This is a genomic window from Elusimicrobiota bacterium (assembly GCA_041660185.1).
Taxonomy (GTDB): domain Bacteria; phylum Elusimicrobiota; class Elusimicrobia; order 2-01-FULL-59-12; family 2-01-FULL-59-12; genus JBAZWU01.
Window position 1 is genome coordinate 186,450 of the sequence record JBAZWU010000001.1, and the last position, 23,859, is coordinate 210,308.

Genomic DNA, 23,859 nt, shown 5'->3' on the forward strand with positions numbered 1-23,859 from the left:
GCTCAGGGTGACGAAGCTCATAGCTCGAAAACCTCACAGGCGGGATCCTGATAAAGACGCTTCCCGACCCGGGAAAGAAAATGATCCCAGTTTCTCTGTCCGGCGGCTGAGAACGGGAAAAGATGGTAAGCTTCCAGGCGTTTCATTTCCTTATGGTTGACCACGAGATGCGAATACCCCTGCGCACGAATCCGGTCCCGAAGCGCTTCAGCATCGGCCGCGGCATTGGCCCATGAGGCCAACGGGTTTTCATTAAAAACAGGCGTGATCCCCGTTGGCTTTTCATAATAATACCCTCTTTGGTCGCCAACCACCAGTAGGCGCGTGGCGCCAGGCAGTTGATTCACAAATGAAGCGGCGGCAAAGTAATCCAGTTTTCTCCGGAGATAGGCCGAGCGGTCTTCCAGGCCCAGAGCCACGCCAAAAGGTGAGAAGACGGTCGTTAGAGTGAAAAAAACGCAGAAACCGGAGACCAGCATCAACGTCAGCAGCGTCCGGCAGGTCCATCGAAAAGGCGCCGGCAAGCGTTCCACGCCTTCGGCCCAGGCATGCCCGGCCAGAAGAGCCAGCAGGGGAGCTACGGGCATGAGAAAACGAAGCACCGGCCGCGACATTCCCCACGGGATGAAAAACAGCAGAACGAACAGGCCCGAATCGGATAGGATTTTTCCCCGCTGACGACAGAGCGTCAGCGCCGGGAGCAGGGCCACCAGCGGCATCCAGCCGAAATCCCCCAGGACATCCATGCCGCCGCCGTAACGAAGGCCATTCACGGTGATCTCCCAGACCAGCCTGGCCAGATGGGTCAGCGAATACGGTTGGTATTCGGTCAATCCACGGAAATAACCGGCGGCGGCGCTCTGTACCCAGGGATTAAGTTTAGTCGAGCCCCAGGCATAGAAAAAAGGGAAGACCGGGTTTCCCACGTAAATGATATTTTTAATCAACCAGGGGCTGACGGTCGCACAAGCGGTTAAGCCATAAAGCGTCAGTCGACTCAGAAGAACTTTGGAAGGACTTCCCCAGCTTTCTTTGAAGATAAAAATCACAACGATCGCGGCCGGAATAGCGCCGGTATATTTGCATCCCATCGCCAGGCCCGCCATCACTCCAGACAGAATCAGCAGCGGGGGCTGTTTTTTCTGAGCCCAAAGTTGCAGCGCGTAGAAACTAAGAAAGCTGAAGAGCATGAGCCCCACATCCACATACCCGCCGGAACTCAGCAGCAGAAACGCAGGCATCACGCTCAGCAGCGCTCCGGCCCAGAGAGCTGAGCGCGGATTAAGAAACCGGCGTCCAAAAAGGATGAGAGCGGCCAGGGCGAGTGCGCCCAGAGAAAGCGCCAGAACATTCACCAGCGCATCGCCTCCAAGCAGAAGTCCGGCGGTCCACAGCATTTCCAGTGTTTGAGGAAAGGCGGAGTAAATTAAATTCGGTAGTCCAACCCAATGACCCGCTTTGACATACTCGGCCGGCAAAGCCAGGTGATAAACGAGCGAGTCGTAGTAGGTCGTGGGGGCCAGCGCCACCACGAGCGCCAGAACGCTTCCTAACAGGATAAGACCCCGGGCGGCGATCGAGGTTTTCTCAATCGAGGGATGAGAGGGTTTCAGGCGGCGGCAGGAGATCCAGAACGGATGACTCATCAGAAGGCCGGGGATTAACAAAAGGCAAACGCCGGGGAATGTCCAAGCCTGGCACAAACCGGCCAGGATCATCAAATGACTGAAAAGACCCAAGCCGAGCGACAAGGACATCACGACTTGTTCCCCCGGGCCCAGAACCGAAAAAGCCAGAAACCGGCCCAGGAAGGCGCCATAGCCGCCCGCACTCCAGAGAACCAGCGCGAGCCACCCGAGGGTTATCGCGGATCGAATAACGAACATGGCCAGAGATGAAACCGATGAAGATAATAACGCGCGATGCTTCGCAACGATTCCAGACCGTAACGGACGCTGCGGCTGAAGTTGATGGAGGAAGCTTCATCAAAATAGCGCGCGGGAACCGGGATGTCCCCCATCCGAAAGCCAAACGCGGCGGCTTGAACCAGAAACTCACAGTCGAAAACGAAATCGTTGGAGTTCCGTTCCCAGGGAATGGTTTCGAGCACCTTTCGGGAGTAGGCCCGCAGGCCGCTGTGCCATTCACCCAGATTCTGGCCCATCAAAAAGTTTTCCATCATGGTCAAGAACCGGTTGGCGATGTATTTGTAAACGGGCATTCCCCCATTTAAGGCTTCGTTTCGCGTTCGAATACGGTTCCCGAGCACCACGTCGCAAACCCCATCCTTCAGGAGTCCGGTCAGGTAAGGGACCAAACGGGAGTCGTATTGATAATCCGGATGAATCATGACGACGATATCCGCTCCGGCCTGGAGCGCGCTCCGGTAACATGTTTTTTGATTGCCCCCGTATCCTAAATTCTTTTCATGCACGATGACGGTGAGCCCCAGCTGGCGGGCCAGGGGAACGGTCTGATCGCGGGAGCAGTCATCGACAAGGATAATGCTGTCGACCGATCCGTCCGGGATATCCCCGACGGTTCGAGCCAGTGTTTTTTCCGCGTTATAGGCAGGCATCACCACAATGACTTTTGGTTTCATAAAAGTTCCACCCAGGGTAGATTGACGACTTTCCGAAGCCGGTAGGTGCGCATCCACACGTGAGCCATGGGTTCCTGTAAAAGACTCTCGTGAGCGAAAACAGGCGCCCGTTGTTTGAGTTTCGTCACTTCCGTTTTTAGAAGGTCAGACGGTATGCGCGTGACGTTCCAAGCCGGTCGTCCGGTAAAGTACAGCAGATAAATCCAGGGAACTCCTCCTTCCATCAAGTAAAAAGCGTCGGACGGTGTTCCTCGCGCCAGCGCCAGGGTCTGCTGATACGCGGCGTTGTTTTTCGCGGCATGCATCGGCCGTATTAAGGTTACAAAGTTTACCGCCAGGGTTGATCCGACGAGGCCTGCGAGACACCACCGCCGGGTCGTTTCCGAAAGGCCGCGCGCAAGACCCACCGCCAGCAGAAGCCCCAGGGGAATCACATCCGCCATCCGGTAAAGAAGCGTCCGGGGTTCCCACGTCCACAGAAAGAGCGCGTAAACGCCGATCCAAAGCAGGCTGAATCGCCAGATCCTGTCGGCTCGATGACGGAAAGAAAGAAAAATCCCAAGGCCGAACAATCCCAGGGAAACAACCGTCAGTGTCCATGTCAGAAAAGTGACGTGCGTCGTTCCGTAAGGCGAAAAGCTTCCCCAGAGATAAGGAAGGTTCCCCCAGGCCCATTGAAGCGGAGCGTTCCATCCCGCCCAATGCCAGGCCAGATGGCGGTCCGGGGTCAGACCGGCGCTTCCTCTCAGCCACGTGAGAATCCAGGGGAAGCCGCGATGGGACGGGATCAAAACAAAGAAAAGAACGCTCAGATAAGGGATCGCAACGGTGGATCCTAGAGTGGCTAGATAAGTCAGATAAGTTTTAAAGCCGTCATCCCCGAGTGTCTTTGTCGGGGACGCCACACTGCGGGCGTCCGCCAGTCGTGTGGCGGATCCATCATGCTGTCTGGATTCCCCGCCAGAGACCGCGGGGAAGGACGTCATCGTAACGCGTTCTTTTCGAATCCAATAGAGGGCGGGGATGATCCATAAGAGATGAATCACATGGCCAAGAACCGCCAATCCATGAAGGAGGCCGACCCAAAGATATTTCCGGGTCGACTGGCTTGCGAGCAGAACGTAAACCGCCCACGCCAACGCCGCGAACCCCAGGGGATAGACTTGCGCTTCCAGGCTCCAGACCCAGAAAACAGCAGACACGCTCATTGCCCAGGTGAGTCCCAGCGCTGTCCAGGGTTGACGCGTTTCATGCAGAAAAATCCGGTAAACGCCTGCCAGTCCGATCGCTGAAAGCAGCGGGTTCAGAAGTTGAAGAGCGGATAAAGCGCGAATGGAGGAAGAAAAGAAAAAAAGAGCCCGCCAAAACCAATACCCCAGGAAGCCATAGAGGAGATGATTGGAATGAAAAAAGAAAACCGGATCGCCCAGTTCCAGCGCCGCGGCGCAGGCCACCCCATCAAAGTTCCAAAGACAGGACGGGAAGCGGAAGCAAAGCCCGAGGGGGAGTGCGAACGCAAGAAAGCAGATCAAAGACGTACCAGGTGTTCCGACGAAAGTCCTCGCATGAGGTTTCGGGTGTCAATGACGAGCTTCGAGTTTTTCAGGATATCGTCGGCATTGAAGACGTCATGAGCGGTGGTGACCACCACCGCGTCCTGGCTTTGAAGCAGCCGAGCCGAATAAGGCTTGCTGGTGAGGTGTTGTTTCCCCAGAATCAGTGAAGGCACATAAGGGTCGTGATAGGACACCGTGGCTCCATTTTGCTGCAATAGATGAATCAAATCCAACGCCGGGGATTCCCGCATGTCGGATACATTGGCTTTGTAGGCGACGCCCATCACCAGGATCTTCGATCCGTTCACGGGTTTGCGCCGGGCATTCAAGGCCCGAGTTGTTTTTTCTAAAACAAACTCCGGCATGTGTGAGTTCACTTCGCCGGCCAGTTCAATGAACCGGGCCGAGAAGTTCAGGGATTTCATCTTCCAGGACAAATAGTGGGGGTCGATCGGAATGCAGTGCCCCCCAAGGCCCGGGCCGGGGTAGAAGGGCATGAAGCCGTAGGGCTTGGAAGCCGCCGCTTCGATAATTTCCCACACATTTAAGCCCAGCTTATCGCAGATCAGGGCGATTTCGTTGACCAATCCGATATTCACCGCCCGGAAGGTGTTTTCGAGCAGCTTCACCAGCTCGGCGGCTTCCGGCGAAGAAACCGGTACGACGCGCTGAATGATCTGGCCGTAAAGCATCGTGGCCAGTTCGGTGCAGCTCCGGGTCATGCCGCCCACGACTTTGGGGGTGTTCGGAAGCTTGAATTTTTTATTCGCCGGGTCGATCCGTTCGGGAGAGAAGGCCAGGAAAAAGTCTTTTCCAACCTTGTAACCGTTTCCGCCCAGCAGGGGAAGCACAAAATCCCGCGTGGTCCCCGGGTATGTGGTGCTTTCCAGAATGATCAGCTGGTCCTTATGCAGGTACCTGGCGATTTGTTTAGCTGAACTGGCGATAAACGAAATATCCGGATCTTTCGTTTTGTTGAGTGGGGTCGGGACACAGACAACGACCGCGTCCATCTGTTTGAGTTTGGAAAAATCAGTCGTGGCGGTGAGGTTCCCGGATTCAACGACAGAGGCTAACTCGGCCGTCGAAATATCTCCGATATAGGACCGCCGGGACCGGATCTTTTCGACTTTCCGGTCGTCCACTTCAAAACCGGTGACCGGGAAACCCGCTTTGGCAAATTCATAGGCGAGAGGCAAGCCGACGTACCCCAACCCTAAAATGCCGATTCTGGCGGAATGAGACTGAATTTTATCTTTGATCACAAAGGCACCCCTTTTTTGAAACACGAAATTATAACGGGTAGAGCCATCCGGTTACAACCATCCGCCAGACCTCATTGCTTTTCAATCACAATGGTTTGGAAAATGGAAAATACCCTGGGGCACTTCGACAGAAGATCATCCAGCGCATGCACCACAGGGTAAGCCCCCCCCGGCAGCAGGGCTCTCCACGATACGCCGCCCGATATCAGATACTTGAAGACCGTATGACGTTCCAGCGACCGGATCCGGAGCGCCGGCCAGAGCGATTCAAAGCGCTGGCGGTCGCGCCAGAAAATGATCCAGGGAACGGCGATATTCGCGCGGTGCAGACGGCCCTGCCCCTCGACGGTCCAGGCCGGGGCCTGGTCGTCAAAGGGTTCATGGTGGAGAAACCGGTAAAACACCCGTGACCACCACGAACGGTAGGGTTCGATCATCACAAGGCGTCCGCCGCGAACCAGGCAGCGGTTCGCTTCATTAAAAAATGCTTCGGGATCCGGAAGATGGTGCAGGACGTTCAATAGAAAGATTGCCCGGAGCGATTCATCCGGAAAATCGAGCTTTTCGGAGTGAACCACCCGGTCCAGCCCCGGATCCGGACAGACGTCGGAGGTCAGCACGTTGGGAAGGATGTCCTTCAGAAATCCTCCGCCGGAACCGATTTCGAGGCATGCGCCGGAGAGATGACTCACCGCCTGATGTTCCCGTACGAAGTACTGGTAGTAGTCCTGGTACATTTGGCGGAGGAACGGCTTCTTTCGCAAGATTTGACGGCAGAGACCAATCGACTCGGGCGCGTCGGGATCGGAATGTCTCGTCTCCGGTAGCCGGAATACGGATTCAAACAGTTCCCGAAAAAACCCGTGGGATGGATGAGGAGTGGCGTCGCTCATCGTTTGTCCGGCGCGCGCGGGGGGCGTGTCGCAAACAACAGGATGTCTTCAGCGGCATCCGCATAAAGGATCCAGGCGATCAGGCAGGCCAGTCCCCGCCGGATCCAGCGCAATATCCCGAAATGTTCTTCGACGATATGGGTGCGATACATGGCCACGTCGTACCCGAGGACCCTGAACAGACAATACAGATCCTGAGGCGGGAGGGGATGGATGTGCGTCATGTCCCCCTTCCAGACACAGTTCACGTGATTGGCGTTGGGAGTCGAGATCGCGATGGTTCCTCCCGGATTGAGATGGCTTTCGCAGAAAGCGAGATGCGCGTAAAAATCATCCAGGGGCATATGCGCAATGAGATTGAACATGACGATCACATCGTAGGATTGATTCACCTCCGACAAATCGTGATACTCGTGCGGGAACCGGGCGTCTAAATCGAGCGTGTGGTAAACGCCTTTGTGGCCCGCGGATCGCATCGCGCGCTGCACGAAATTATCGCCGGAGCCGATGTCGAGAACAGACTGGGAGTCTCCGATCACCTGTTTGAGTTTCGATCGGGATCCATCGAGCGTTGTTGGACTCATGAATCCGATGTTGATCGGCATTTTCTTTTTAAAATACTCGGGATAACACCCCTTAATGGCCCAATAGAGATCCCAATATTTCTTCGTGATCTGGCGTTGTGTTTCGGGCATTAGTTCGGTTCTCCTCTGCGCACGTTTTGCAGCGCCGATTCAATTTGCTGGTAAAAGCGGTCAATCATCCGCGTCATGCGGAAACGTTCCCTGATCCGGCCAGCCGCCGCGCGCGAAAGATCCTGGTTCTGGCCCAGGTTTTTCAGAAATTGAAGGCCTATCGCGGCGGCGTCCTGGCGGCCGGCGGCCGGATAAACGATGTGGCCTTCTCCAAATCCCGCCAGCGCGGAGATTTCTCCGACATCCGGAGCCATCCAGGGAACGCCCATGGCGGAAGCCTCGAGCAACGTCTGCGGGAAGCTCTCCTCGCGGGATAAGGACCAGAAGAAATCAATGGCTGAATAAAAACGACTGATCCGGTTCTCCCATCCCAGCCAATGAAGCCGGTTGCTCCAGGGGTGATGCGACGTTCGTTGTTTCAGCTCCGGTTCCAGAGGCCCCGTACCCCCCACGAGCAGATGCAGCCTGGGTTCTGCGCTCAGGAGTGCCGAGGCGAAATCGGGGATCAGTTCCGCTCCTTTTTCCCGGTGCAGGCGCATGAGTGTTCCGCCCACGATGGCATCCTCCGGAAGGTGATATGCCCGGCGAGCGGCCGAGCTGTCCTGAAGAACCAGGACTGAATCGTCCAGACCATTTTCCAGTTTTTCAAAACGCGGCCCCGCGCGGCGGCCCAGCCGTTTCTGAAGTACCATCATGGCCTCGGCCGAATTGCAGAGAACCAGATGAGCCATCGGCAACGTGAACCGGTCCATCCAGCCGTGCCACGGTTTCTGCCAGACATCGATGGAGCGTTGACTTGAGACGATTACGGGAATCCCGAGGATCCTGCCGGCGATCCGGCCAACCTGGTTGGCCCAGTATAAACAGGTATGAAGCGCATCCGGCTTAAACTTTCGTAATTCGTTCAGAAGAGTCGCCGGACAGACCGGGCCTTTCACGGCGACCCCGGCTTGACGGATTCGTTGTCCCATGACCCCATCCTTCCTCAGGAAGAATACCCGGGTCTCCATCGTAGCCGGAGCATGAGTGGTGATCTGGAAGAGGAAATTCTCCGTTCCCCCGCCTTCCAGACTCGTAATGAGATGGGCTATGCGCGTCGCCATAATCTGTTCTCGAGAAAATAGGCTGAAAAAAGAATGAAAATCGGCATGAGCGGCAGCCGGTAACGCATTTGACTGGCCATGATGAGATGGATGCTCATGAGAACAAGAATGAAGGCGTACGAAGGATACAGCTCTCTCCATCGCCGCCGCGTGAGCCAGAGTCCTGCGGCCCCAGCCAGGAGGAGAAACGGTTCCGTCAGAAGACTGATCAGCGTCAGTACCCGTTGGTTGTCCTGGAACGTGACATCCTGGCGAGGGTAAAAACGCCAGAAATTGACAAAATTCGGGATCACACGAGAGAGGATCAGCCGGGGATTTTCCCGGATAAACTGCAGAGCTTCTTTTTCATAGAGGAGGTCTTGTTCCGCTTCATTTAAACCGCTGGCAGCCTGGTAAGCGGGCAATTGAGGCAGAACAGAAGCGAATCGGGTTTCGCGGTGTATGTCGTAGTATTTGACGCAATCCAGCATGGAAATGCCTCCGTGGCTGTCCAGAAAGAAACGGCCAAAGGTGCGTTGGTTGCGTATTCCCCACCCCAGAATCGGAGTCACAAAAACAAGCATAAAAAGGACAAGGGTTTTGACGGAAACCGCGCCTGGGGAGCGGCGCCAAAGGGCTGCTCCTTCGATGGCCAGGAAAATGAGAAAAACGAGAATAAAATTGGATTTGGTCAAACAAAGCAGGCAAAAAGAAAGACCGCTCAGCGCGGCCCATCCGGCGGAACGTGGAGACTTTTTCCAACGAAGGAGAAGTCCGATGGTTATCGTGGTCCAGAAGACGATAAAACTCTCGGCGATCAACTGGCTGTCGTAGTAGATAAAGAAAGGATAGAGCGAGGTGAACACGGCCGCGATCCAGCCGGAGGCTTCCGTGCCAAAGAGAACCTTGCCTGTCCAGAACATGACCAGAACCAGCAGCGCCCCGGCCGCGGCCTGAGCCAGACGGGCGGCTGGCAGCGAATGCCCGGCGATTTTATAAACCCCTCCCAGAAAAAGCGGGTAGGCTGGAAGGCGGTAAGCGGATGGGCCTTCTTTCATGACATATCGGTTTTCGGAAGCGAGATGCCATCCGATCCCGTCAAAATTCTGCTCATCCCCGACGACGACAGGCGGACGCGAAAGGCCGTATCCGGCCCGTAGGACAAACGCCAGTCCGATCAAAGCACCCAGCTTGCCAATCGTCGATGTCATGGTGGGGAAGCTCCCGGCGAGTCGATATACACCTGGAACCACATCTCAAGCATCAGCAGCGCCCACAGGCGGTAGCTGTGATCGATCTGGCCTGACGCGTTTTCGTCGAGAAGCTGCTGAACGGCGGCCTGTTCAAAGAGCCCCCGGTTAGCCGTTCGTTTGGACAGCAGCGTGTCGTGCAGGAAGGGACCCAGATCTTTGCGGAACCAATGACTCATGGGGATCACGAATCCCTGCTTTCTGCGGTTAAAAAGTCCCGAGGGAAGATCGCTTTCAAATGTTTTGCGCAGGATATATTTGCCTCCGGTCAGCCCATGCAGTTTCCAGGCAGGAGGGAAGCTTCCGGCCAGCTCGGTGAGTTCATGGTCCAGAAAGGGAGAGCGGGTTTCGAGTGAATTGGCCATGGTCGCGATATCCATTTTAACCATCAAACATTCCGGCAGATACGTCATGAGATCCGTTAAGAGATAAGGGTCGACTCCTTCCAATCCGCTGGCGCGCTTCAGGGTGTCGAGCAGATAAGCCGGGGCATTGGCGGCTTTCCGGGCGTCCTTCATCAACGGTGTATAGAGCGATTCTTTTTGGTTTTCCTTGAAATAACAAATGGCATTCAGGTAGATCTGGTCCGGTTCCAGGGTGCTGAGGTAGAACAGACGCTTGATCCGGTGTCCCCAGGCCAGCGGCGGATGGCCGTTGGGCAGGCAGGCCGTGGCCCGGCTGAGGGCTTGGCGTAAGGGGGCGGGAACGTGTTGCCATCGCCGCGCAAAAGCCATCGCCTGATAGCGGAGATACCCCCCAAAGTTTTCATCTCCCCCATCCCCATTCAGCGCCACCGTCACGTACCGGCGGGCCATTTTCGATAGAAAATAAGACGGCAAGGCGCTGGAATCCGCGTAAGGCTCTCCGTAATGCCAGGCCAGCTTCGGCAGGACGTCGATGCTGTAAGGGTTGACGATGAATTCGTGGTGATCCGTATGGCAATGCTCGGCCACTTGCCGGGCAAACGGGAGTTCGGAATAGCCTTCTTCTTCAAACCCGATCGAAAACGTCTTGATCGGTTGGGCCGAGAGCCGGCTCATAAGGCTGACCACGATGGATGAATCCACGCCTCCAGATAAAAAGGCTCCCAACGGCACGTCCGCGATCATGCGGAGTTTGGTGGCTTCGGAAAGTTTTTCTTTCAGAGCGATTTGAGCATCGGGAAAACGAAGCGTGGTCTTGGGGGTAAACCGAGGTTCCCAGTACCGCCGGATCGAGGTTTTTCCATTCTGCCATCGCAGCGTATGCGCGGGAGGAAGCTTTTGTATCTGCCGGAAAACGGTTTTCGGGCTCGGGATGTATTGATAGGTGAGATACAAATCAATCGCGCTGTAGTCGATATCTTTGGAAACCGCCGGGTGCTGCAGCAAGGCCTTCAGCTCGGAAGCGAAGAGAAACTGGTTGCCCAGATCCGCATACACCAGCGGTTTCTTGCCGAAGCGGTCCCGGGCCATGAACAACGATTGTTCCCGTGTGTCCCAGATGGCAAACGCGAACATGCCCCGGAGATGCTCCACGCACTGTTCGCCGTATTCTTCGTAGAGGTGCAGGATCACTTCGGTGTCGCTGCGCGTCTTAAACGTGTGCTTGCCCGTTTTCTGAAGTTGTTCCCGGAGCGCCTGGAAGTTGTAGATTTCCCCGTTGAAGACGAGCCATAGACGGCCGTCTTCATTCGTCATGGGTTGATGACCGCCGGAGAGATCAATGATGGCCAGGCGCGCGAATCCGAATCCGGCCGGTCCCCAGGTCTGCGCCGTTTGTTCGTCGGGTCCGCGGTGAGAAATCACATTTGTCATGGACCGGAGAAGGCCTTCGTCCGCTGCCGTTCCATCCTTGTTCACGATTCCGCAAATGCCGCACATGGTTAGAGCGCCCCCTGGGCGATCGGCACGAACTGATTCAACAACTGAAGGCATGCGGCGGGATCTAATGTCTCGAGACAAAATTGAGGAGCCCGGCATTTCGTGAGGTAATAACACTCACAGGAATGAGCCGGCAGCCACGGGGCTCCGCGCCCGTTGAAATCTATTTCCGCAGGGGAGGTCGGTCCAAAGAACGCGATGACTTTCTTCTGAAGCGCCAGGGCCACATGCATGCAGAGGCTGTCGCTTGTAATCACCGCCTCGCAGAGGTTCACGATGGAAATAAAGCGGGCCAGGGAGTTATCCGTGCCGGTGTCGATTAAAAAAGTTCCGGTGTTTTGCAGGAGTTGAGCGTTCCGTTCTTTTTCGTCGGGGCCTCCCAGCAGCAGCCCGCGGCGGTATCCCGCTTTCTGGAGAGCCGTGACCAGGCGCGCGGTGGCTTCCACGGTCATCTGTTTATTGATCCATCGCGGGCCAGCTCCGGTGTTGATTCCCAGAAGAGGATGCGACTTGGGCTGCTCCTGCCGCCGAAGAAATTCCGCGGCCCGTGCTTCCTCTTCCGGATGGGGGATGAGGATCGGTTCGGTCATTTCTTTCGGAGCGTCTGTGAGTCCCAGCATTTCCAGAAGAATCCGGGGGTACGTTTTCCGGTTGGCCTGTTTCAATCGATTGGCTGTTTGGAGAGAGCCATCGGGGTCGCGGTTCAGCAGGCTCATTCCGAACCACGCCTGAGAGGAAGGGGTATAGGTGACGGTGTTGCTGTCGGTCAAATACGTCCCGAATTTCTCCCCCTTCAACCGCGCGGCCAGCGCGGCGGCCCGGCGGTCTTCATCAAGGCAGATAATCTTCTCGAAGGATTCCTTTTCCAATGCCGCCGCATCCTGTTCCCGGTCGACGATGCGCGTGATCCAAGGGTTTCGTGCCAGCAGGGGGCTGGCGGATGGAAGCGTGATCCAGGTGATTTCACAGCCGGGATACCGGTGATGCAGCGGACGGAGGATACTGGTGGTCCGAACCACATCGCCGAGCGCTCCGAGTTTGATGAGAGCCATGCGTGTGGTCATGATCGTTCGTTGATCTCCCAGATCACGACCCGCATATTTTCGAAGGTCGGAAGGTAAGGAAAGAATTCCGCGGCCCGGGCCGGATTATCCAGAACAGGGTGATAGAACGTCGGCAGCAGGGTTTTGAGATCCGGAGAGAGGTTCGACTCGGCCGTAATAATATACGGCGGCAGGGCCGCCGTATTCTGCCATTTCAAAGACACATTCGGTACAACGATCAGTGGATGGTTGTCGAAGGCAAACGGCGGGACGGTGGCGGGGGTAATGTTGCCGTTGACAATTCCTATCGGTGTGCCCGGCCGGATGTTCTCGTTTATCCATTTTCCCGTTTCGGTCATCGTGCCGCACCGGGCATAACGCGGCCAATCGCGGAGTTCCTTTTGAACCGGCCAGGCCAGAAGCCCGGCCGTGTAGATTCCAATCAGACAAACGGCCATCCGGCTGGATTTCCATTTTTCAAAAAGGCCATTCAAACCCAGGGAAAGAAAATAAGCGCTTGCCGCGACGATAATCAGAGCGACTCCTTCATGCCGCAGCCAAAGCGCGTCCACCAGCCCATAGGACAGTAGCAGCCCCAAAAGAAGGGATGTCCGTGAATCCTTCCGGGCCAGGCCGTTCCAAATCCCCCGGGCGATGAGCGGCAAAGCCAGGAGACCGGTTCCGTGAATCATAAAATGTTTCAGGAAAAGAAGGGATTCCGCCAGGTTAAGTTTTCCCTGCGCATAAACATCCATATGATGATGGAAAACCTTCTGTAAAAAGGCGTTCGGGTGGAGAAACATAAATGGGTTGAAGATCATCGAGACGACGGCGGCAATTCCGAGAGCCGCTGCCAGAAGAGACTGAAAACGGTTTTTCCGCGGGTAGAGCACAAGCCACCCAAGCGGCAGGATCAGAAAAGCCAGATAATTCGTGAGAAGACAGGCCGCGGACAACCCGAGAAGGGCAGCCGCCAGCCCATACCGGGGCGATTGACGCCGGTTCGTCAGCACGATGACTGAAAGAATGATCAATAGAACACCCAGAGCATGCGGCTTGGCAAGATGACTCTGCACAACCACCAGCCGCGAACTCAGGAAGAACAGTCCGCCGGCCAGCGCGGCCGGCAGCATCATGAACCGGCTGCCGAGGTAAATCATCAGCAGGGCGATCAGAAGATTGCAGACCGCACTGAAACCGCGTGCCCAGCGGTACATCAAGGCGATCGTGTCGGGTGCTTCCATCAGGGCTGGCAGGGAACGGACCGTCTGCAAACCCACCGGGATGAGGCGCAACCCCTCCAGAGTCCCGATGGAAGCCAGGTAAAAGGCTCCATAGGTGTACAGCTGGGGATCCCACTGACCGGTCCAGGGTTTGAATCGACTAAGAGCGGAAAGGGTCTGTTGATCATCGCTGATCACGCCGATGAGGTAGGCCCGTGAATCGCCTAAAACAGCGGAAGCCGGTATCCGGCTCCAGGCCGGAAGGAGTTCGGACGGCGATTTGTTGACGAAGGCCCGGCGTTCGGCGTCCGAAAACGAGCCGCTTTGAGCCAGAGCCGCCTCATAGCGTTCAAACAATTGATCGCGGCTTGAAAGAAGCGCCGGAATCTGACGGCGGAGGTTTTCCATGGATCCGAAGATCTGAAGGGATTTCGCGAGAGCCGGCGTCCCCCAGTCGAGCCCGTGGAAATGGAGCGGAAGCAGCAGCCCGAGGAACGGAATGATCAGCTGCCAGCGGTAGGTTTTACTTTTCCGCATGGACATAGACGGATCCCGCGATTTCCCGAAGCAGGACGGTTTTCTCCAGAGTGTGCCCGACGGAGTCCATGCACCCGGTCCACGCATCGGGTAGCCAGGGGTGCAGAAAATCGAACGGCTGAACAACGACATTCCGGAAGCCGGCGGCGCGGAATTGTCCGGCCAGAGACCAGCGAAAGAAAGCGGTTTCACTGGGGGTGTCTCCAGCCCAGCGTTTAATAATCGGAACGTTTTTCTGGATCATAATCTGGGGGTTGAGCATGTTGGGCTCGCTGAACCAGATGCGGCCGCCTCGTTTGAGTGTGCGATAGGCTTCGGCCAGCGTCTTGGGAACATCCAGATGGTGAAGAACGGATATTCCGCACACGCAGTCAAATGATTCGTCTGGAAATGGAAGTTGTTCCGCGTCACCGACGAGGAAGCGGACTCTGGGGTTTTGGAGGCGGGCTTGGGCCCGGTCCAGCAATTCTTTGGAAATGTCCAGAGCCGTAATGGACGCCTGGGTTTGCGCTAAATAGTCTGTCCAAAGCCCCGTGCCGCAGCCGAGTTCCAGAAGGGTTTTGCTTTCCATCGGTCCGAAAAACGACTTGAGATCGTTAATTCGATTTTCCAACCGGCGAAGCCCGGCCTGCGAGTTGCGTCCCCAAAAGAAAGGAGCCTTGTCGATAATCCGGCGGCCATGGTCCCTCTCGATTTGTTTGCGAGCGTCATCGGATAGTTTCATCAGAAAGCGTCCTTATGCATCAGCGGAATTTCTTCATGGCGTACAGACACATTTTGACCAGCAACCACCCGTGATAAAACCGGCGGATCTTTGTTGTTCCATAGGTCCGCGCCTGATACCGGATAGGGATCTCGACGATCTTGAGGTTCAGGCGGGCCGCGCCAAAGATTAAATCAAAGTCGCCAAAGGGGTCAAAATCGCCGAAAAAGCTGCGATTGGCTTTGATAGCCTGATAACTCTGACGCAAAAGCGCTTTGGTTCCGCAGAGCGTATCCATCAGCCGCTGGCTGATAATGCCGGAAAGGAACTTTCCGAAAAAGTAGTTGGCCAGCGCATTCAGGAAGCGCATGGATTTTTCCTGCATCGGATACACCAGCCGGGAGCCGTTGACGAACTCCGCATGCCCCTCGGCGATGGCCAGAAAAAACTTGGGCAGATCTTCCGGCTGCACCGTGATATCGGCATCCAGGATCATGAGGACGTCTCCCGAGGCAGCATCAAACCCTTCCCGGACCGCCTGGCCTTTCCCTTTTTGGCCCTTTTGCTGCTGTCCCCGAAGGGTCAACGGTCCTTGGTCGGTGCGGATCTTCTCCTGGATCAGCTCCCAGGTCCCGTCGGTAGATCCCCCGTCGACAAAAAGGAGCTCGGTGTTTTTCCCCATCACCGGGACCCGGTTAATAATCGCCTCGATGTTCCCTCGCTCATTCAGGCAGGGAACCACCACGGAACAACTGGACTGCGCGGGGTCTGAGACGGGAGCGGCGGCCGGCCGAGCAATCATGAAGCGTGAGAACGAAAAAGCCCGAAGGCCCGGCCAATGTGAGCAATACCGGTTGAGAAAATTGGTGATCAGCGGGATATAGAGCGGGAAAAACACGCCACTCCCCTCCCGGATGATTTCAAAACGATTGATTTCCAGGAGCTGGCGCAGGTCTTCCGAAGCGAACCAGTTTTCATCCTCGCGCGGCATCCGGAGATGAAGGGCTTTCGCCAGAGGGATAAATACCTGCCAGGCCGGGTTGAAGTAGGTGAAGACGACCCGCGTTTTGTCATGACAAACGCCCCGAAGATTCCTCAGAGCGGCCCAGAGGTCGGTCAGGTCATTGATGACGTCGGAAACAATGAGGTAGTCGTAGGAACCCCCGAGGACGTCATATTGGATATTCCGGCATTCAAAGGATGCGTCCGGGAGAGCCTGGCGCGCGCGAGCCAGAAGTTCTTCGGAGAAATCAACGCCGGTCGCTTTCCGCCCGGGGAGCTGCTTCAGCAGGTAACCGGTTCCGCAGCCGGCTTCAAGGACGGACATGCCTTCGGGGACCATCGCGCGCATAAACCGGGCCAGTTGTTCGTAATAGAAGCGGTTGCGATGAATCCAGTGGTCGCGTCTCGGCGCCAGCTGGTTCCATCGTTGGCGGACGCGCGCGTCACGCTCTAAATCAGCCGATGAAACGGGCAGGGATGTCATTACGGTACTTTTTCCATCAGCGTGATCGTTGGAAAGGGATAACGCCAATCATGCGGATAACGAAGATCTTTTCCATACAGGTCTATGGGACCAAGACGAACACGTTTACCGAATGTCGCGACGGTGCGGTAAGCCGCCGGGTTAAATACCTCCGCTAGAAATTGGCCGGCTGGCAACAGACGATAAGCGGACGGATTCAGCCGGTAAACCCCCGTGAAATAATCATTCGCCACCAGGTAATCGGGTTGCGTGAGCTGCAGTTGTTGGAGGGATTCATCCAGCGGATAAATTTTGAAAGCCGGTTGATCCGGGTTCTTGCCGGAAGTCTGCGGATGAAAATACGGCATCTGAAAAATCGTGGGATCCCATAAGTAGGGTTTTTGGGTGAATCCGACTCGGGCGTTCGGTGGCCAATGCTCGGCGATCCAATCCGAGGATGTATCCCTGACGTCGGGTGTCGACATGGCATAAACATAGCATGCCGAGTACACCGTTGTTCCGAGCAGAACAACCGCCAGGATGGTTTTTCGTCCGCGGATCGTGCTCAGCCACTCCGCTGTCCAAAGAAACATGGGGATCAGCAACGGAATGATCCAGCGCATCACGCGCCAGGACGTATTCGTGATGAGGACGAAGAAGATCACCAGCCAGGGCCACCAGATCATGTCGCCGGGATCGCGGCGGAACAAGGCTCGTGCGGTTCCGGCGAGAACCGCGATCCATAAAGGAATTCCCAGCCCGAAATAAAAAGCCTCAAGGCCATAAAACATGAGATTCGAGGGCGGGAAAGAACCGTCCATCAGCGGGCTGAATTTCATGAGACTCATGGTTTTCAGGTGATGCAGGAGCGCCACGAAATCATGAGGGCCCAGCACGGGGGTCGGGCAGCCGATCAAAAATCCGGCAACCGCTGTTCCCGTGAACAGAATCCAGTTCTTCCCGGGTTTGATCCCCTGATGGCGCAATACATCGGCGGTCAATGGGATCAGAAGGGCGCTGACCGCGTTGAATTTATTGGCGGTCAACAAACCGAAAACGAAGCCGGCCCATCCGAAGGCGGACAACGATCCCTTTTGGTAGATCCGTAAGCAGGCGATTCCCAACAAAATCAAATACAGGGTAAAAGCCGAATCCGTTGAAATGTAATGGGCATTCACGACATGCACTGGCGAAACGGCTAATAAGGCCGCCGCGATAAGCCCGGTCCGTGAATTCCCTGTCTTGAGGGTGCTCAGCCAGAACAGGGCGATGACCGCGGCCAAGGATTGGAGGACGCTGACCCATCGCCCGACACGGTAAATGCGGGAAAGCTCCTGCGGGTGCTCTTGATAATAGGTGCTGTCCGGGCGAATCGTCAGCCAGGGCCGGCAAACCGTCAAGGCCAGACCGATGGTATACATCTGGAGGGTTCCGCGGCAGCCGATGATCGGATCGGTCGGATAAAATTGCCGGCGGCTCCAGCTGATTTCTTTTAAGGCGTAGAACATGGATTGTTCATCGGGATGATAGGAACTACCGTGGTAATAGCGGCTTTGGTCAGGGAGTCCCCACGAAATTCCCCGAAAACGCAGGCCCAGCCCGAGCAGGAGAATCGCCAGGAGGATCCAAAGATGCCGGCGGCGAATGTCAGGCATGCCTGAGGGTGACCGGCATTCCGTTCCGGCGCAGGGATTGTTGGGCGGCTTCCAGGACGCGGACCACGCGCAATCCGAATTCTCCCCCTGACCGGAGCGGGCCGCCTTGCGTAATGGCTTTGGCCCAGGCGTCGCACTGGGAATGAAGGGGCTCGACGGTATCGATCTTCGGGCTGACGACATCGCCGGAGCGGTAGGTCAGCTGGAATTCGCCGAAGGTTTCAGGATTCTTCACGACGCCTCGATGATAAACCTTGACGCGCTCGTCGCTGGCCGCGTCGTTGTACACAACCATTTTTTCCGACCCCACCAGGGAGGTCCGGCGGAGTTTCACGGGAGCCAGCCAGCTGAGATGGCTCTGGTACATGACTCCTCCGGGGAATTCCATGGTCAAATACCCCGCTTCAGCGATGCGCCGGCGGACATGAGAGGTTCCGATGGCGCGGACGCGAACAGGATCTTTCCCCAGCCATAAGAGGGCGATCGAGACTTCATGCGGGCCCAGGTCCCAGAAGACGTCCACATCCGGCTGAAACAACCCGAGGTTGACGCGGGACGAGTCTACATAGAACAATTCTCCCAATTCCTTGTTTAAAAGCATCTGATGGATTTTTAAGACCGGAGGACTATAGAGAAACGTATGTCCGACGGCTAGAACTCGTTTTTTCCGGCGGGCCAGCGCGATCAGCCGGCGGGCTTCTGGAACCGAGGTGCACAGCGGTTTTTCAACCAGAACATGTTTGTCGTTCTCCAGAGCCTGCCGGACCAGCGCGTAGTGGCTTCCCACAGGGGTCGCGATGGCCACCGCCTCAATCGAACGGTCCAGCAGGATGTCGTTGAAATTGGCCGGCGTACGCAAAAGCGGGTATCGTTCGCTGATCCGTTCCAGACATTTGGGCGATTTGTCGCAGATGCTGATGAGCTCAAACGCGCGGTGTTCCGTCAAAACGCGTGCCAGGTTGGGTCCCCAATACCCATAGCCGACGACAGCACAGGGGATGCGGCGTTGTTCGGACGATCGCTTAGTCATGAGACCCATTCTCCTTGATGTGCAGAATATCGATAGACGGCGCTAAATACCGGTAATCCCACGGCAGGGGTCTCCTCCATTGACGCCATCTCCCGAAAGGAACCGGTTTGGAGAAGGAGGCCTTCACCTCATACGTGTCAAAAAGAGCCCGAATCCCCGCCGCCTGTTCAGGATACCATGTCGGGCTGCGCAAATACTCCCGGGTTTCGAGTTCGGAGACAACCCACCACCGGGGCAACGGTTTCAGGCTTTTGAATCGCGTTTGGCCGGTCCCCAGGGCATCTTGATCCTCGGAAGCTCTCATTACCTGAAAGGGTGAATTTCGTTGTCTCAAAATGGCCGGCGTCCAGAAATAGCTTTTGAAGATTCCGACGGACGTTCCTTTGGGTACATGTGTCTGGAGCCATTGGCTAGCTTGTGTCCGCGGGTCAGGCGGCCGGGCCAGGGACACAAAGCCGGCCGCGAAGGCCGCCTGAGTCGCCAGGACAACGCAGACCAGCCAAGAACCCCCTCGCACTTCCGTCCAGAACCAATTCAGAGCGTAGGCGCCGGCGAGGACAATCCATGGAAGCATGGGAATGGTGTAGCCGACAAAACGCGTGGGCGGAATGGCGGCGGCCAGAAAAGACATCAGCGCCATCATCGCCACAAATCGCGCAAAATTGTCCTCTCTTTTCCGAATCAGCAAAAAGACGCCGACGAGGGAGATCAGCCAGGGGCCCCAGCCAACGGCAAAAGGGACATAATAGGAAGCCATCCGCCAGAAACCATTGCCCTGACCGATTTCCCATAAGGGGGCATTAACCGCCATGCCGCTCTGTTGCACCAGCGCGGCACGAAAAGACGGGAAATCCAGTAACGCATAGGGATTCCCAATCAGAAAAAATACCGCGCTGGCCAGAATCCCTCCCAAAAGGGATTTAAAGGAACCGTTTCCAAGCCATAGCAAGACCGGCAGAGCGAGGATAAAAATCCCTCCGGTGTATTTGGTCGCGGCGGCCAGGCCGATGAGGGCTCCCGTCACCACCAACCCGCGCGGTTCGCGTTTAGCCAGGTAGCGTTGGGCGGACGCCGCGATCAGCGCGATCCAGAAGAGAAGCAGACATTCCACTTTGATGTAGGAGTTGTAGATGATGGCCCCGGGCGCAAAAGCCAGCACGAAAGCCGCAAAGAAGGCGGTTCGTCTGCCCGCCCATCGCCGGGCCAGAACAAAAAGCACGCACAGGCTCAAGAGCCCTGCCAAAACAGAAAAGAGGCGAGCCGTCAGATACATCCGGTCCAGCATCTCCGGATGGTCCAGCAGATAATCCCGCGAGCCGGGATGAACAAAGCCTGTCACCATGGCCGCTCCCAGCAGCGCTCCGGTCATGTACGTGTGCAAGCTTCCGTAGAGCAGGCCGAGGCCCGGGTGAAGGCTATGCGTCGATTTCATGTGTTCCAGGGCCAGGAAGGTATAGGTTTCGTCCGGGTGGTTGGAGGAAAGCGTGCCGGTCTGGCTCGGAAGTCCCCAGGGGACGCAGGCCAGCCGCAAAAGAAGCGCGATCGCGAGGAGGCCGATGAGCTCAGGGTGTTTCATTGAAAAAAGAGGCGACGGACGATGTATCGAAAAATATCCCGGAATACAGGCAAGATGACCTTGAGCTTGAAAATCGTCGAGGATCCGCTTTGCCTCTCGCGGTGAGAAATCACCTGTTCGATCCAGCGGAATCCTTTCCGGTGGGTTTCGAGGAGCAACTCCGCATGGACAAACGCGCTGTCAGCGGAAAAGTGAATGGCGTTGATCAGCGACCGTTTGAATACCACAACGGTGTCTACATCATGGACTCGCGCCCGCAAGAATAAGCTGATCAGAAGATTGTAGGTTCCCGAGAGGAGTTTCCGGAAACCGGCGTCCTGACGGTCGCGGCGCCAGCCGAGGATCAAATCAGCGGAATCGAGGGCCGGCAGGAGTTTGTCCATCTCTCCGGGAGCGATCTGCGCGTCGCCGGGAATAAAGAAAACGATCTCTTTTGTTGGTTTTTGAAAGACATCCTTGAGCGTGGCCCCAAAGCCCATGTTGCGCTCATGATGAAAGACTTTGACGCGGGGGTTTTCGCGGGACAGCGCGTCGACGATGGTTCTCGTGCGGTCGGTGCTGCCGTCGTTAATGACAACGACCTCGTAATCGTCCGTGCGTTTGGCCAGAACCAAGAGCGATTCCCGGATGAGGGGCTCGATGGTCTCTTGTTCATTGTAGGCCGGAATGCTGATGGAGATGGACGCGGACAATGGATCCTCGCCGTTAACGGGTCTTCCGATTAAGAACCCGCAGGGTTTCAGCGATCTTTAAATCTTTAACCCGTTTGTGAATCCGGGCGGGATTTCCCCAGGCCACGACGCCGGCGGGCAAATCGCGGGTGACCACGCTTCCCGAGCCGATCAAGGTGCCTGCCCCGACCGTGATATAAGGGAGCAGCGTGGAATTCACGCCGACTTGGACGCCCTTCCGAAGAGTCGGCCCGCGCAGTTGTTTTCCTGACGCGGCATTCCCGGGGTATTGATCATTGGCAAAAATGACTCCGGGGGCCAGGAAAACGTTGTCTTCCAGAATACTGTTCTGGGCGATGTAGCAGTTGCAATGGATCTTGACCCCGTGGCCGATCCGGCAGCCGTAATCAATCGTCGAGTTGTTCCAGATTTTTACGGAATCTCCTAAGCGATTATCCTCCCGGACGATCACATGGTGGCCTGTTTCGAACTCCGATCCGATCGACGTGCCGGCATAAATAACGGATCCGGATCGAATCCGGGCTTTCCGCCCGATGGAGAGGCTGGGCCTTTTCCCTTTACGCGGAGATGGGTATCCCAGAATAACGTCGGGATCAATGGTGTGGCCGGGATCAATTTTGACGCGTGTTTTCCGGATCATTTTGGGATTATCGTATCATCTTTCGAGCCTCGATCGCTTCCCGATAATAGCGGACAAACGTTTCGGTATGAGCGGACCAGGAATGGTTTTGGAGCACGAATTCGCGGCCCTTCTTGCCCAGGGTTTCCCGAAGAGAAGGGTCTTTCAACAGCCGGAGGGTTTGCCGGGCGAATTGCTCGGGTGTATCGGCGGTCAATAGATGCTCCCCATCCCGGGAATCAATCCCCGCCAGGCTCATGGGTGTGGCGACAACGGCCTTTTCCATCGCCAGCGATTCGAGGATTTTGTTCTTGATCCCTGAGCCGATGCGCATCGAGCTGACGATCACCGCGGCTTCGGCCATGGGTTCGCGTAGATCCGGGACAAAACCGGTCAGCCGGATACGCGGCTCGCTGCCGGTCAGGGCCCGCAATTCCTTCGGGGCCGCGTCGCCGACAATCCGGAACTCCGTATCCGGGCGCTGCGCCCAGATCAGCGGAAGCACCTCTTTTGCGAAGAACATGGCGGCATCGTAATTCGGGAGAAAACTCATGATCCCCCGGAATAAGACCACGTTGGATTTCACCGGGACAGGCTGCGGTTGAAAATAATCCGTGTCAACCCCGTTGGGATTCCACTCGATGGCGGCGCCGGGGCTGCGGCCCTGAAGAACGTCCCGGTCCACCGGTGAGACGACAACCGTTTTTTCAAACCAGGGAAGTATCTTGGACTCGTAGGCTTTCATCTTGCGGGTTTGGCTGACCATATACATGCGGAACAATCCGTTGCGTTCGGCTGAAATGTTGCGCTCGAAGAGCATGGACATGGCGTCATGAGGGAAAAAGATCTTCGGCCATTCCTTCAGTCGAGGCGCGTATTGAGCCATGCTGACAAAATCGATATGAACGATGTCCGGCTGAAATTGCCTGGCGGCTCTCTCGATGGTTTGGTGCATCCGTGCGGATTGAAATTGGTATACGGCATAAGGGTCGGGCTGGAACAGCATATTGAAGAGTCTCTTCCAGGCCTGCTTCGGCACCTTGTGTTCGACCACGTCGACCGACCGGCAGAACGGCGTGATGCGCGGAAGATACTCTTTTTCTTGAGCGGATTCCGTAAAGCAGATGAAATGGATTTCATGATGGGCCGAGAGGTGCTTGAGCAGATGGTAAACATGCAGGCGCACGCCTTCATGCAGCGGATAGGGAAAACTGTGGGCGATAAATAAGATCTTCATCGTCGAAACCGCTCCCGGATGAATACGACCGAAGTGTGGAACGCGAAAAACGGCATTAAAAAGCAGTAGACGCCCGGACCGTAGTATTTCCGGTAATAATTCAACAGACTCCGGTGCCGCAGGCGAAAAATAGCCCAGGGTTCAACGGCTCGCGTGGTCCCGGCCACATGGTGGCGAACCCGCGCGTCGGGATAATACACCACCTGCCACCCGGCTTGCCAGGCCCGGCGGCAGTAATCGGCCTCTTCCCCGTAAAAGAGGAAATGAGCCGCATCCAGGCCGCCGATCTGTTCGTAGAGGCTCCGGCGGATCAGAAAACAGGCTCCTCCGACGAAATCCACGGGGCGAAGGCTTTTACGGTCCCATCCCGCGTACGAGTAGTTCCGGAGGACCGGATTATTTGGAAATAAGTAATTCAGAAAGAGGTACTCAAAGAGCGCGAAGGCGATGGTTTGAAAGCGGCAGCCGCTTTCCTGGATCGATCCGTCCATGCGGAGGACCTGCGGCCCTAGGATGCCAATCTCCGGATGCTGGTCCATAAACCGGACCATGCGGTCGAGGCAGTCCGATTCATACATCACGTCATTGTTTGAAATCAGCACATACCGGCCCGTGGCCATGGCCAGGTTACTATTCGTGCCTTGAGCGTAGTACGTGTTTTCAGAATTGATCGTGAGTTTGACCTGCGGGTAGCGGCGCTGAATCAAGGATACGCTGTTGTCGCTCGAGGCGTTATCCACCACGAAAACCTCAAACAGGCAGGACGGCGGCCGGGTGTAGATCGAGTCCAGCAATGGGCTTAAATAGATTTCGCCGTTGTAATTCACGATGGAAATCGAGAGGTCCATGGCGTCAGGAGATCGTGTCATAACGA

At 56.2% G+C, this 23,859-nt stretch carries 20 protein-coding genes; all 20 read right to left on the reverse strand.

The features are described from left to right. Positions 1 to 17: 17 nt before the first annotated feature. Entirely contained in the window at positions 18 to 1,886 is a 1,869-nt protein-coding gene (locus WC859_00950) for a glycosyltransferase family 39 protein (GenBank protein ID MFA5974717.1), read from the reverse strand. Further along, positions 1,862 to 2,602, reverse strand: coding sequence for a glycosyltransferase family 2 protein (locus WC859_00955; protein MFA5974718.1), 741 nt, complete (start codon positions 2,600 to 2,602; stop codon positions 1,862 to 1,864). The genes WC859_00950 and WC859_00955 overlap by 25 nt, the downstream gene beginning before the upstream one ends. Continuing rightward, positions 2,599 to 4,134: a hypothetical protein gene (locus WC859_00960; protein ID MFA5974719.1), complete on the reverse strand. Its 1,536-nt coding sequence runs from the start codon at positions 4,132 to 4,134 to the stop codon at positions 2,599 to 2,601. Before WC859_00960 ends, WC859_00955 begins: the two co-directional genes overlap by 4 nt. Then, positions 4,131 to 5,423, reverse strand: a complete 1,293-nt coding sequence (locus WC859_00965) for a nucleotide sugar dehydrogenase (protein ID MFA5974720.1) — start codon at positions 5,421 to 5,423, stop codon at positions 4,131 to 4,133. Before WC859_00965 ends, WC859_00960 begins: the two co-directional genes overlap by 4 nt. 71 nt (positions 5,424 to 5,494) lie before the next feature. Further along, positions 5,495 to 6,160, reverse strand: coding sequence for a class I SAM-dependent methyltransferase (locus tag WC859_00970; GenBank protein MFA5974721.1), 666 nt, complete (start codon positions 6,158 to 6,160; stop codon positions 5,495 to 5,497). 152 nt (positions 6,161 to 6,312) lie between these two features. After that, positions 6,313 to 7,011: a methyltransferase domain-containing protein gene (locus tag WC859_00975; GenBank protein MFA5974722.1), complete on the reverse strand. Its 699-nt coding sequence runs from the start codon at positions 7,009 to 7,011 to the stop codon at positions 6,313 to 6,315. Next, the gene (locus WC859_00980; protein MFA5974723.1) at positions 7,011 to 8,114 is read right to left on the reverse strand and encodes a glycosyltransferase; all 1,104 of its coding nucleotides are present in this window, start codon (positions 8,112 to 8,114) and stop codon (positions 7,011 to 7,013) included. The genes WC859_00975 and WC859_00980 overlap by 1 nt, the downstream gene beginning before the upstream one ends. Then, positions 8,099 to 9,304: a glycosyltransferase family 39 protein gene (locus WC859_00985; GenBank protein MFA5974724.1), complete on the reverse strand. Its 1,206-nt coding sequence runs from the start codon at positions 9,302 to 9,304 to the stop codon at positions 8,099 to 8,101. The genes WC859_00980 and WC859_00985 overlap by 16 nt, the downstream gene beginning before the upstream one ends. Next, positions 9,301 to 11,205: an asparagine synthase (glutamine-hydrolyzing) gene (asnB, locus tag WC859_00990; protein MFA5974725.1), complete on the reverse strand. Its 1,905-nt coding sequence runs from the start codon at positions 11,203 to 11,205 to the stop codon at positions 9,301 to 9,303. The genes WC859_00985 and asnB overlap by 4 nt, the downstream gene beginning before the upstream one ends. A 2-nt stretch (positions 11,206 to 11,207) precedes the next feature. Then, positions 11,208 to 12,269 (reverse strand): glycosyltransferase family 9 protein, encoded by a 1,062-nt coding sequence (locus WC859_00995; protein MFA5974726.1) that lies wholly within the window; start codon positions 12,267 to 12,269, stop codon positions 11,208 to 11,210. Beyond that, on the reverse strand, positions 12,266 to 14,008 hold the full coding sequence (locus tag WC859_01000; GenBank protein ID MFA5974727.1) for a hypothetical protein: 1,743 nt from the start codon (positions 14,006 to 14,008) through the stop codon (positions 12,266 to 12,268). The genes WC859_00995 and WC859_01000 overlap by 4 nt, the downstream gene beginning before the upstream one ends. Beyond that, positions 13,995 to 14,732, reverse strand: coding sequence for a methyltransferase domain-containing protein (locus tag WC859_01005; GenBank protein ID MFA5974728.1), 738 nt, complete (start codon positions 14,730 to 14,732; stop codon positions 13,995 to 13,997). Before WC859_01005 ends, WC859_01000 begins: the two co-directional genes overlap by 14 nt. A gap of 19 nt (positions 14,733 to 14,751) precedes the next feature. Beyond that, positions 14,752 to 16,197, reverse strand: a complete 1,446-nt coding sequence (locus tag WC859_01010; protein ID MFA5974729.1) for a glycosyltransferase — start codon at positions 16,195 to 16,197, stop codon at positions 14,752 to 14,754. Next, the gene (locus tag WC859_01015) at positions 16,197 to 17,831 is read right to left on the reverse strand and encodes a glycosyltransferase family 39 protein (protein ID MFA5974730.1); all 1,635 of its coding nucleotides are present in this window, start codon (positions 17,829 to 17,831) and stop codon (positions 16,197 to 16,199) included. The genes WC859_01010 and WC859_01015 overlap by 1 nt, the downstream gene beginning before the upstream one ends. After that, complete coding sequence (locus WC859_01020) at positions 17,824 to 18,861, reverse strand: Gfo/Idh/MocA family oxidoreductase (protein ID MFA5974731.1); 1,038 nt, start codon at positions 18,859 to 18,861, stop codon at positions 17,824 to 17,826. Before WC859_01020 ends, WC859_01015 begins: the two co-directional genes overlap by 8 nt. Next, complete coding sequence (locus tag WC859_01025) at positions 18,854 to 20,437, reverse strand: glycosyltransferase family 39 protein (protein ID MFA5974732.1); 1,584 nt, start codon at positions 20,435 to 20,437, stop codon at positions 18,854 to 18,856. Before WC859_01025 ends, WC859_01020 begins: the two co-directional genes overlap by 8 nt. Further along, positions 20,434 to 21,129, reverse strand: coding sequence for a glycosyltransferase family 2 protein (locus tag WC859_01030; protein ID MFA5974733.1), 696 nt, complete (start codon positions 21,127 to 21,129; stop codon positions 20,434 to 20,436). The genes WC859_01025 and WC859_01030 overlap by 4 nt, the downstream gene beginning before the upstream one ends. Positions 21,130 to 21,142: 13 nt before the next feature. Next, entirely contained in the window at positions 21,143 to 21,769 is a 627-nt protein-coding gene (locus WC859_01035; GenBank protein MFA5974734.1) for an acyltransferase, read from the reverse strand. A 7-nt stretch (positions 21,770 to 21,776) separates the two neighbouring features. Further along, positions 21,777 to 22,985, reverse strand: a complete 1,209-nt coding sequence (locus tag WC859_01040; protein ID MFA5974735.1) for a glycosyltransferase family 4 protein — start codon at positions 22,983 to 22,985, stop codon at positions 21,777 to 21,779. Then, positions 22,982 to 23,854, reverse strand: a complete 873-nt coding sequence (locus tag WC859_01045) for a glycosyltransferase family 2 protein (protein MFA5974736.1) — start codon at positions 23,852 to 23,854, stop codon at positions 22,982 to 22,984. The genes WC859_01040 and WC859_01045 overlap by 4 nt, the downstream gene beginning before the upstream one ends. Positions 23,855 to 23,859 lie beyond the last annotated feature (5 nt).

Bases quoted from the DNA above. Each gene is read 5' to 3' on its own strand.
- WC859_00950 (MFA5974717.1), bottom strand. From the start codon at position 1,886: ATGTTCGTTATTCGATCCGCGATAACCCTCGGGTGGCTCGCGCTGGTT.
- WC859_00955 (MFA5974718.1), bottom strand. From the start codon at position 2,602: ATGAAACCAAAAGTCATTGTGGTGATGCCTGCCTATAACGCGGAAAAA.
- WC859_00970 (MFA5974721.1), bottom strand. From the start codon at position 6,160: ATGTACCAGGACTACTACCAGTACTTCGTACGGGAACATCAGGCGGTG.
- WC859_00975 (MFA5974722.1), bottom strand. From the start codon at position 7,011: ATGCCCGAAACACAACGCCAGATCACGAAGAAATATTGGGATCTCTAT.
- WC859_00980 (MFA5974723.1), bottom strand. From the start codon at position 8,114: ATGGCGACGCGCATAGCCCATCTCATTACGAGTCTGGAAGGCGGGGGA.
- WC859_00985 (MFA5974724.1), bottom strand. From the start codon at position 9,304: ATGACATCGACGATTGGCAAGCTGGGTGCTTTGATCGGACTGGCGTTT.
- asnB (MFA5974725.1), bottom strand. From the start codon at position 11,205: ATGTGCGGCATTTGCGGAATCGTGAACAAGGATGGAACGGCAGCGGAC.
- WC859_00995 (MFA5974726.1), bottom strand. From the start codon at position 12,269: ATGACCACACGCATGGCTCTCATCAAACTCGGAGCGCTCGGCGATGTG.
- WC859_01000 (MFA5974727.1), bottom strand. From the start codon at position 14,008: ATGCGGAAAAGTAAAACCTACCGCTGGCAGCTGATCATTCCGTTCCTC.
- WC859_01005 (MFA5974728.1), bottom strand. From the start codon at position 14,732: ATGAAACTATCCGATGACGCTCGCAAACAAATCGAGAGGGACCATGGC.
- WC859_01010 (MFA5974729.1), bottom strand. From the start codon at position 16,197: ATGACATCCCTGCCCGTTTCATCGGCTGATTTAGAGCGTGACGCGCGC.
- WC859_01015 (MFA5974730.1), bottom strand. From the start codon at position 17,831: ATGCCTGACATTCGCCGCCGGCATCTTTGGATCCTCCTGGCGATTCTC.
- WC859_01020 (MFA5974731.1), bottom strand. From the start codon at position 18,861: ATGACTAAGCGATCGTCCGAACAACGCCGCATCCCCTGTGCTGTCGTC.
- WC859_01025 (MFA5974732.1), bottom strand. From the start codon at position 20,437: ATGAAACACCCTGAGCTCATCGGCCTCCTCGCGATCGCGCTTCTTTTG.
- WC859_01035 (MFA5974734.1), bottom strand. From the start codon at position 21,769: ATGATCCGGAAAACACGCGTCAAAATTGATCCCGGCCACACCATTGAT.
- WC859_01040 (MFA5974735.1), bottom strand. From the start codon at position 22,985: ATGAAGATCTTATTTATCGCCCACAGTTTTCCCTATCCGCTGCATGAA.
- WC859_01045 (MFA5974736.1), bottom strand. From the start codon at position 23,854: ATGACACGATCTCCTGACGCCATGGACCTCTCGATTTCCATCGTGAAT.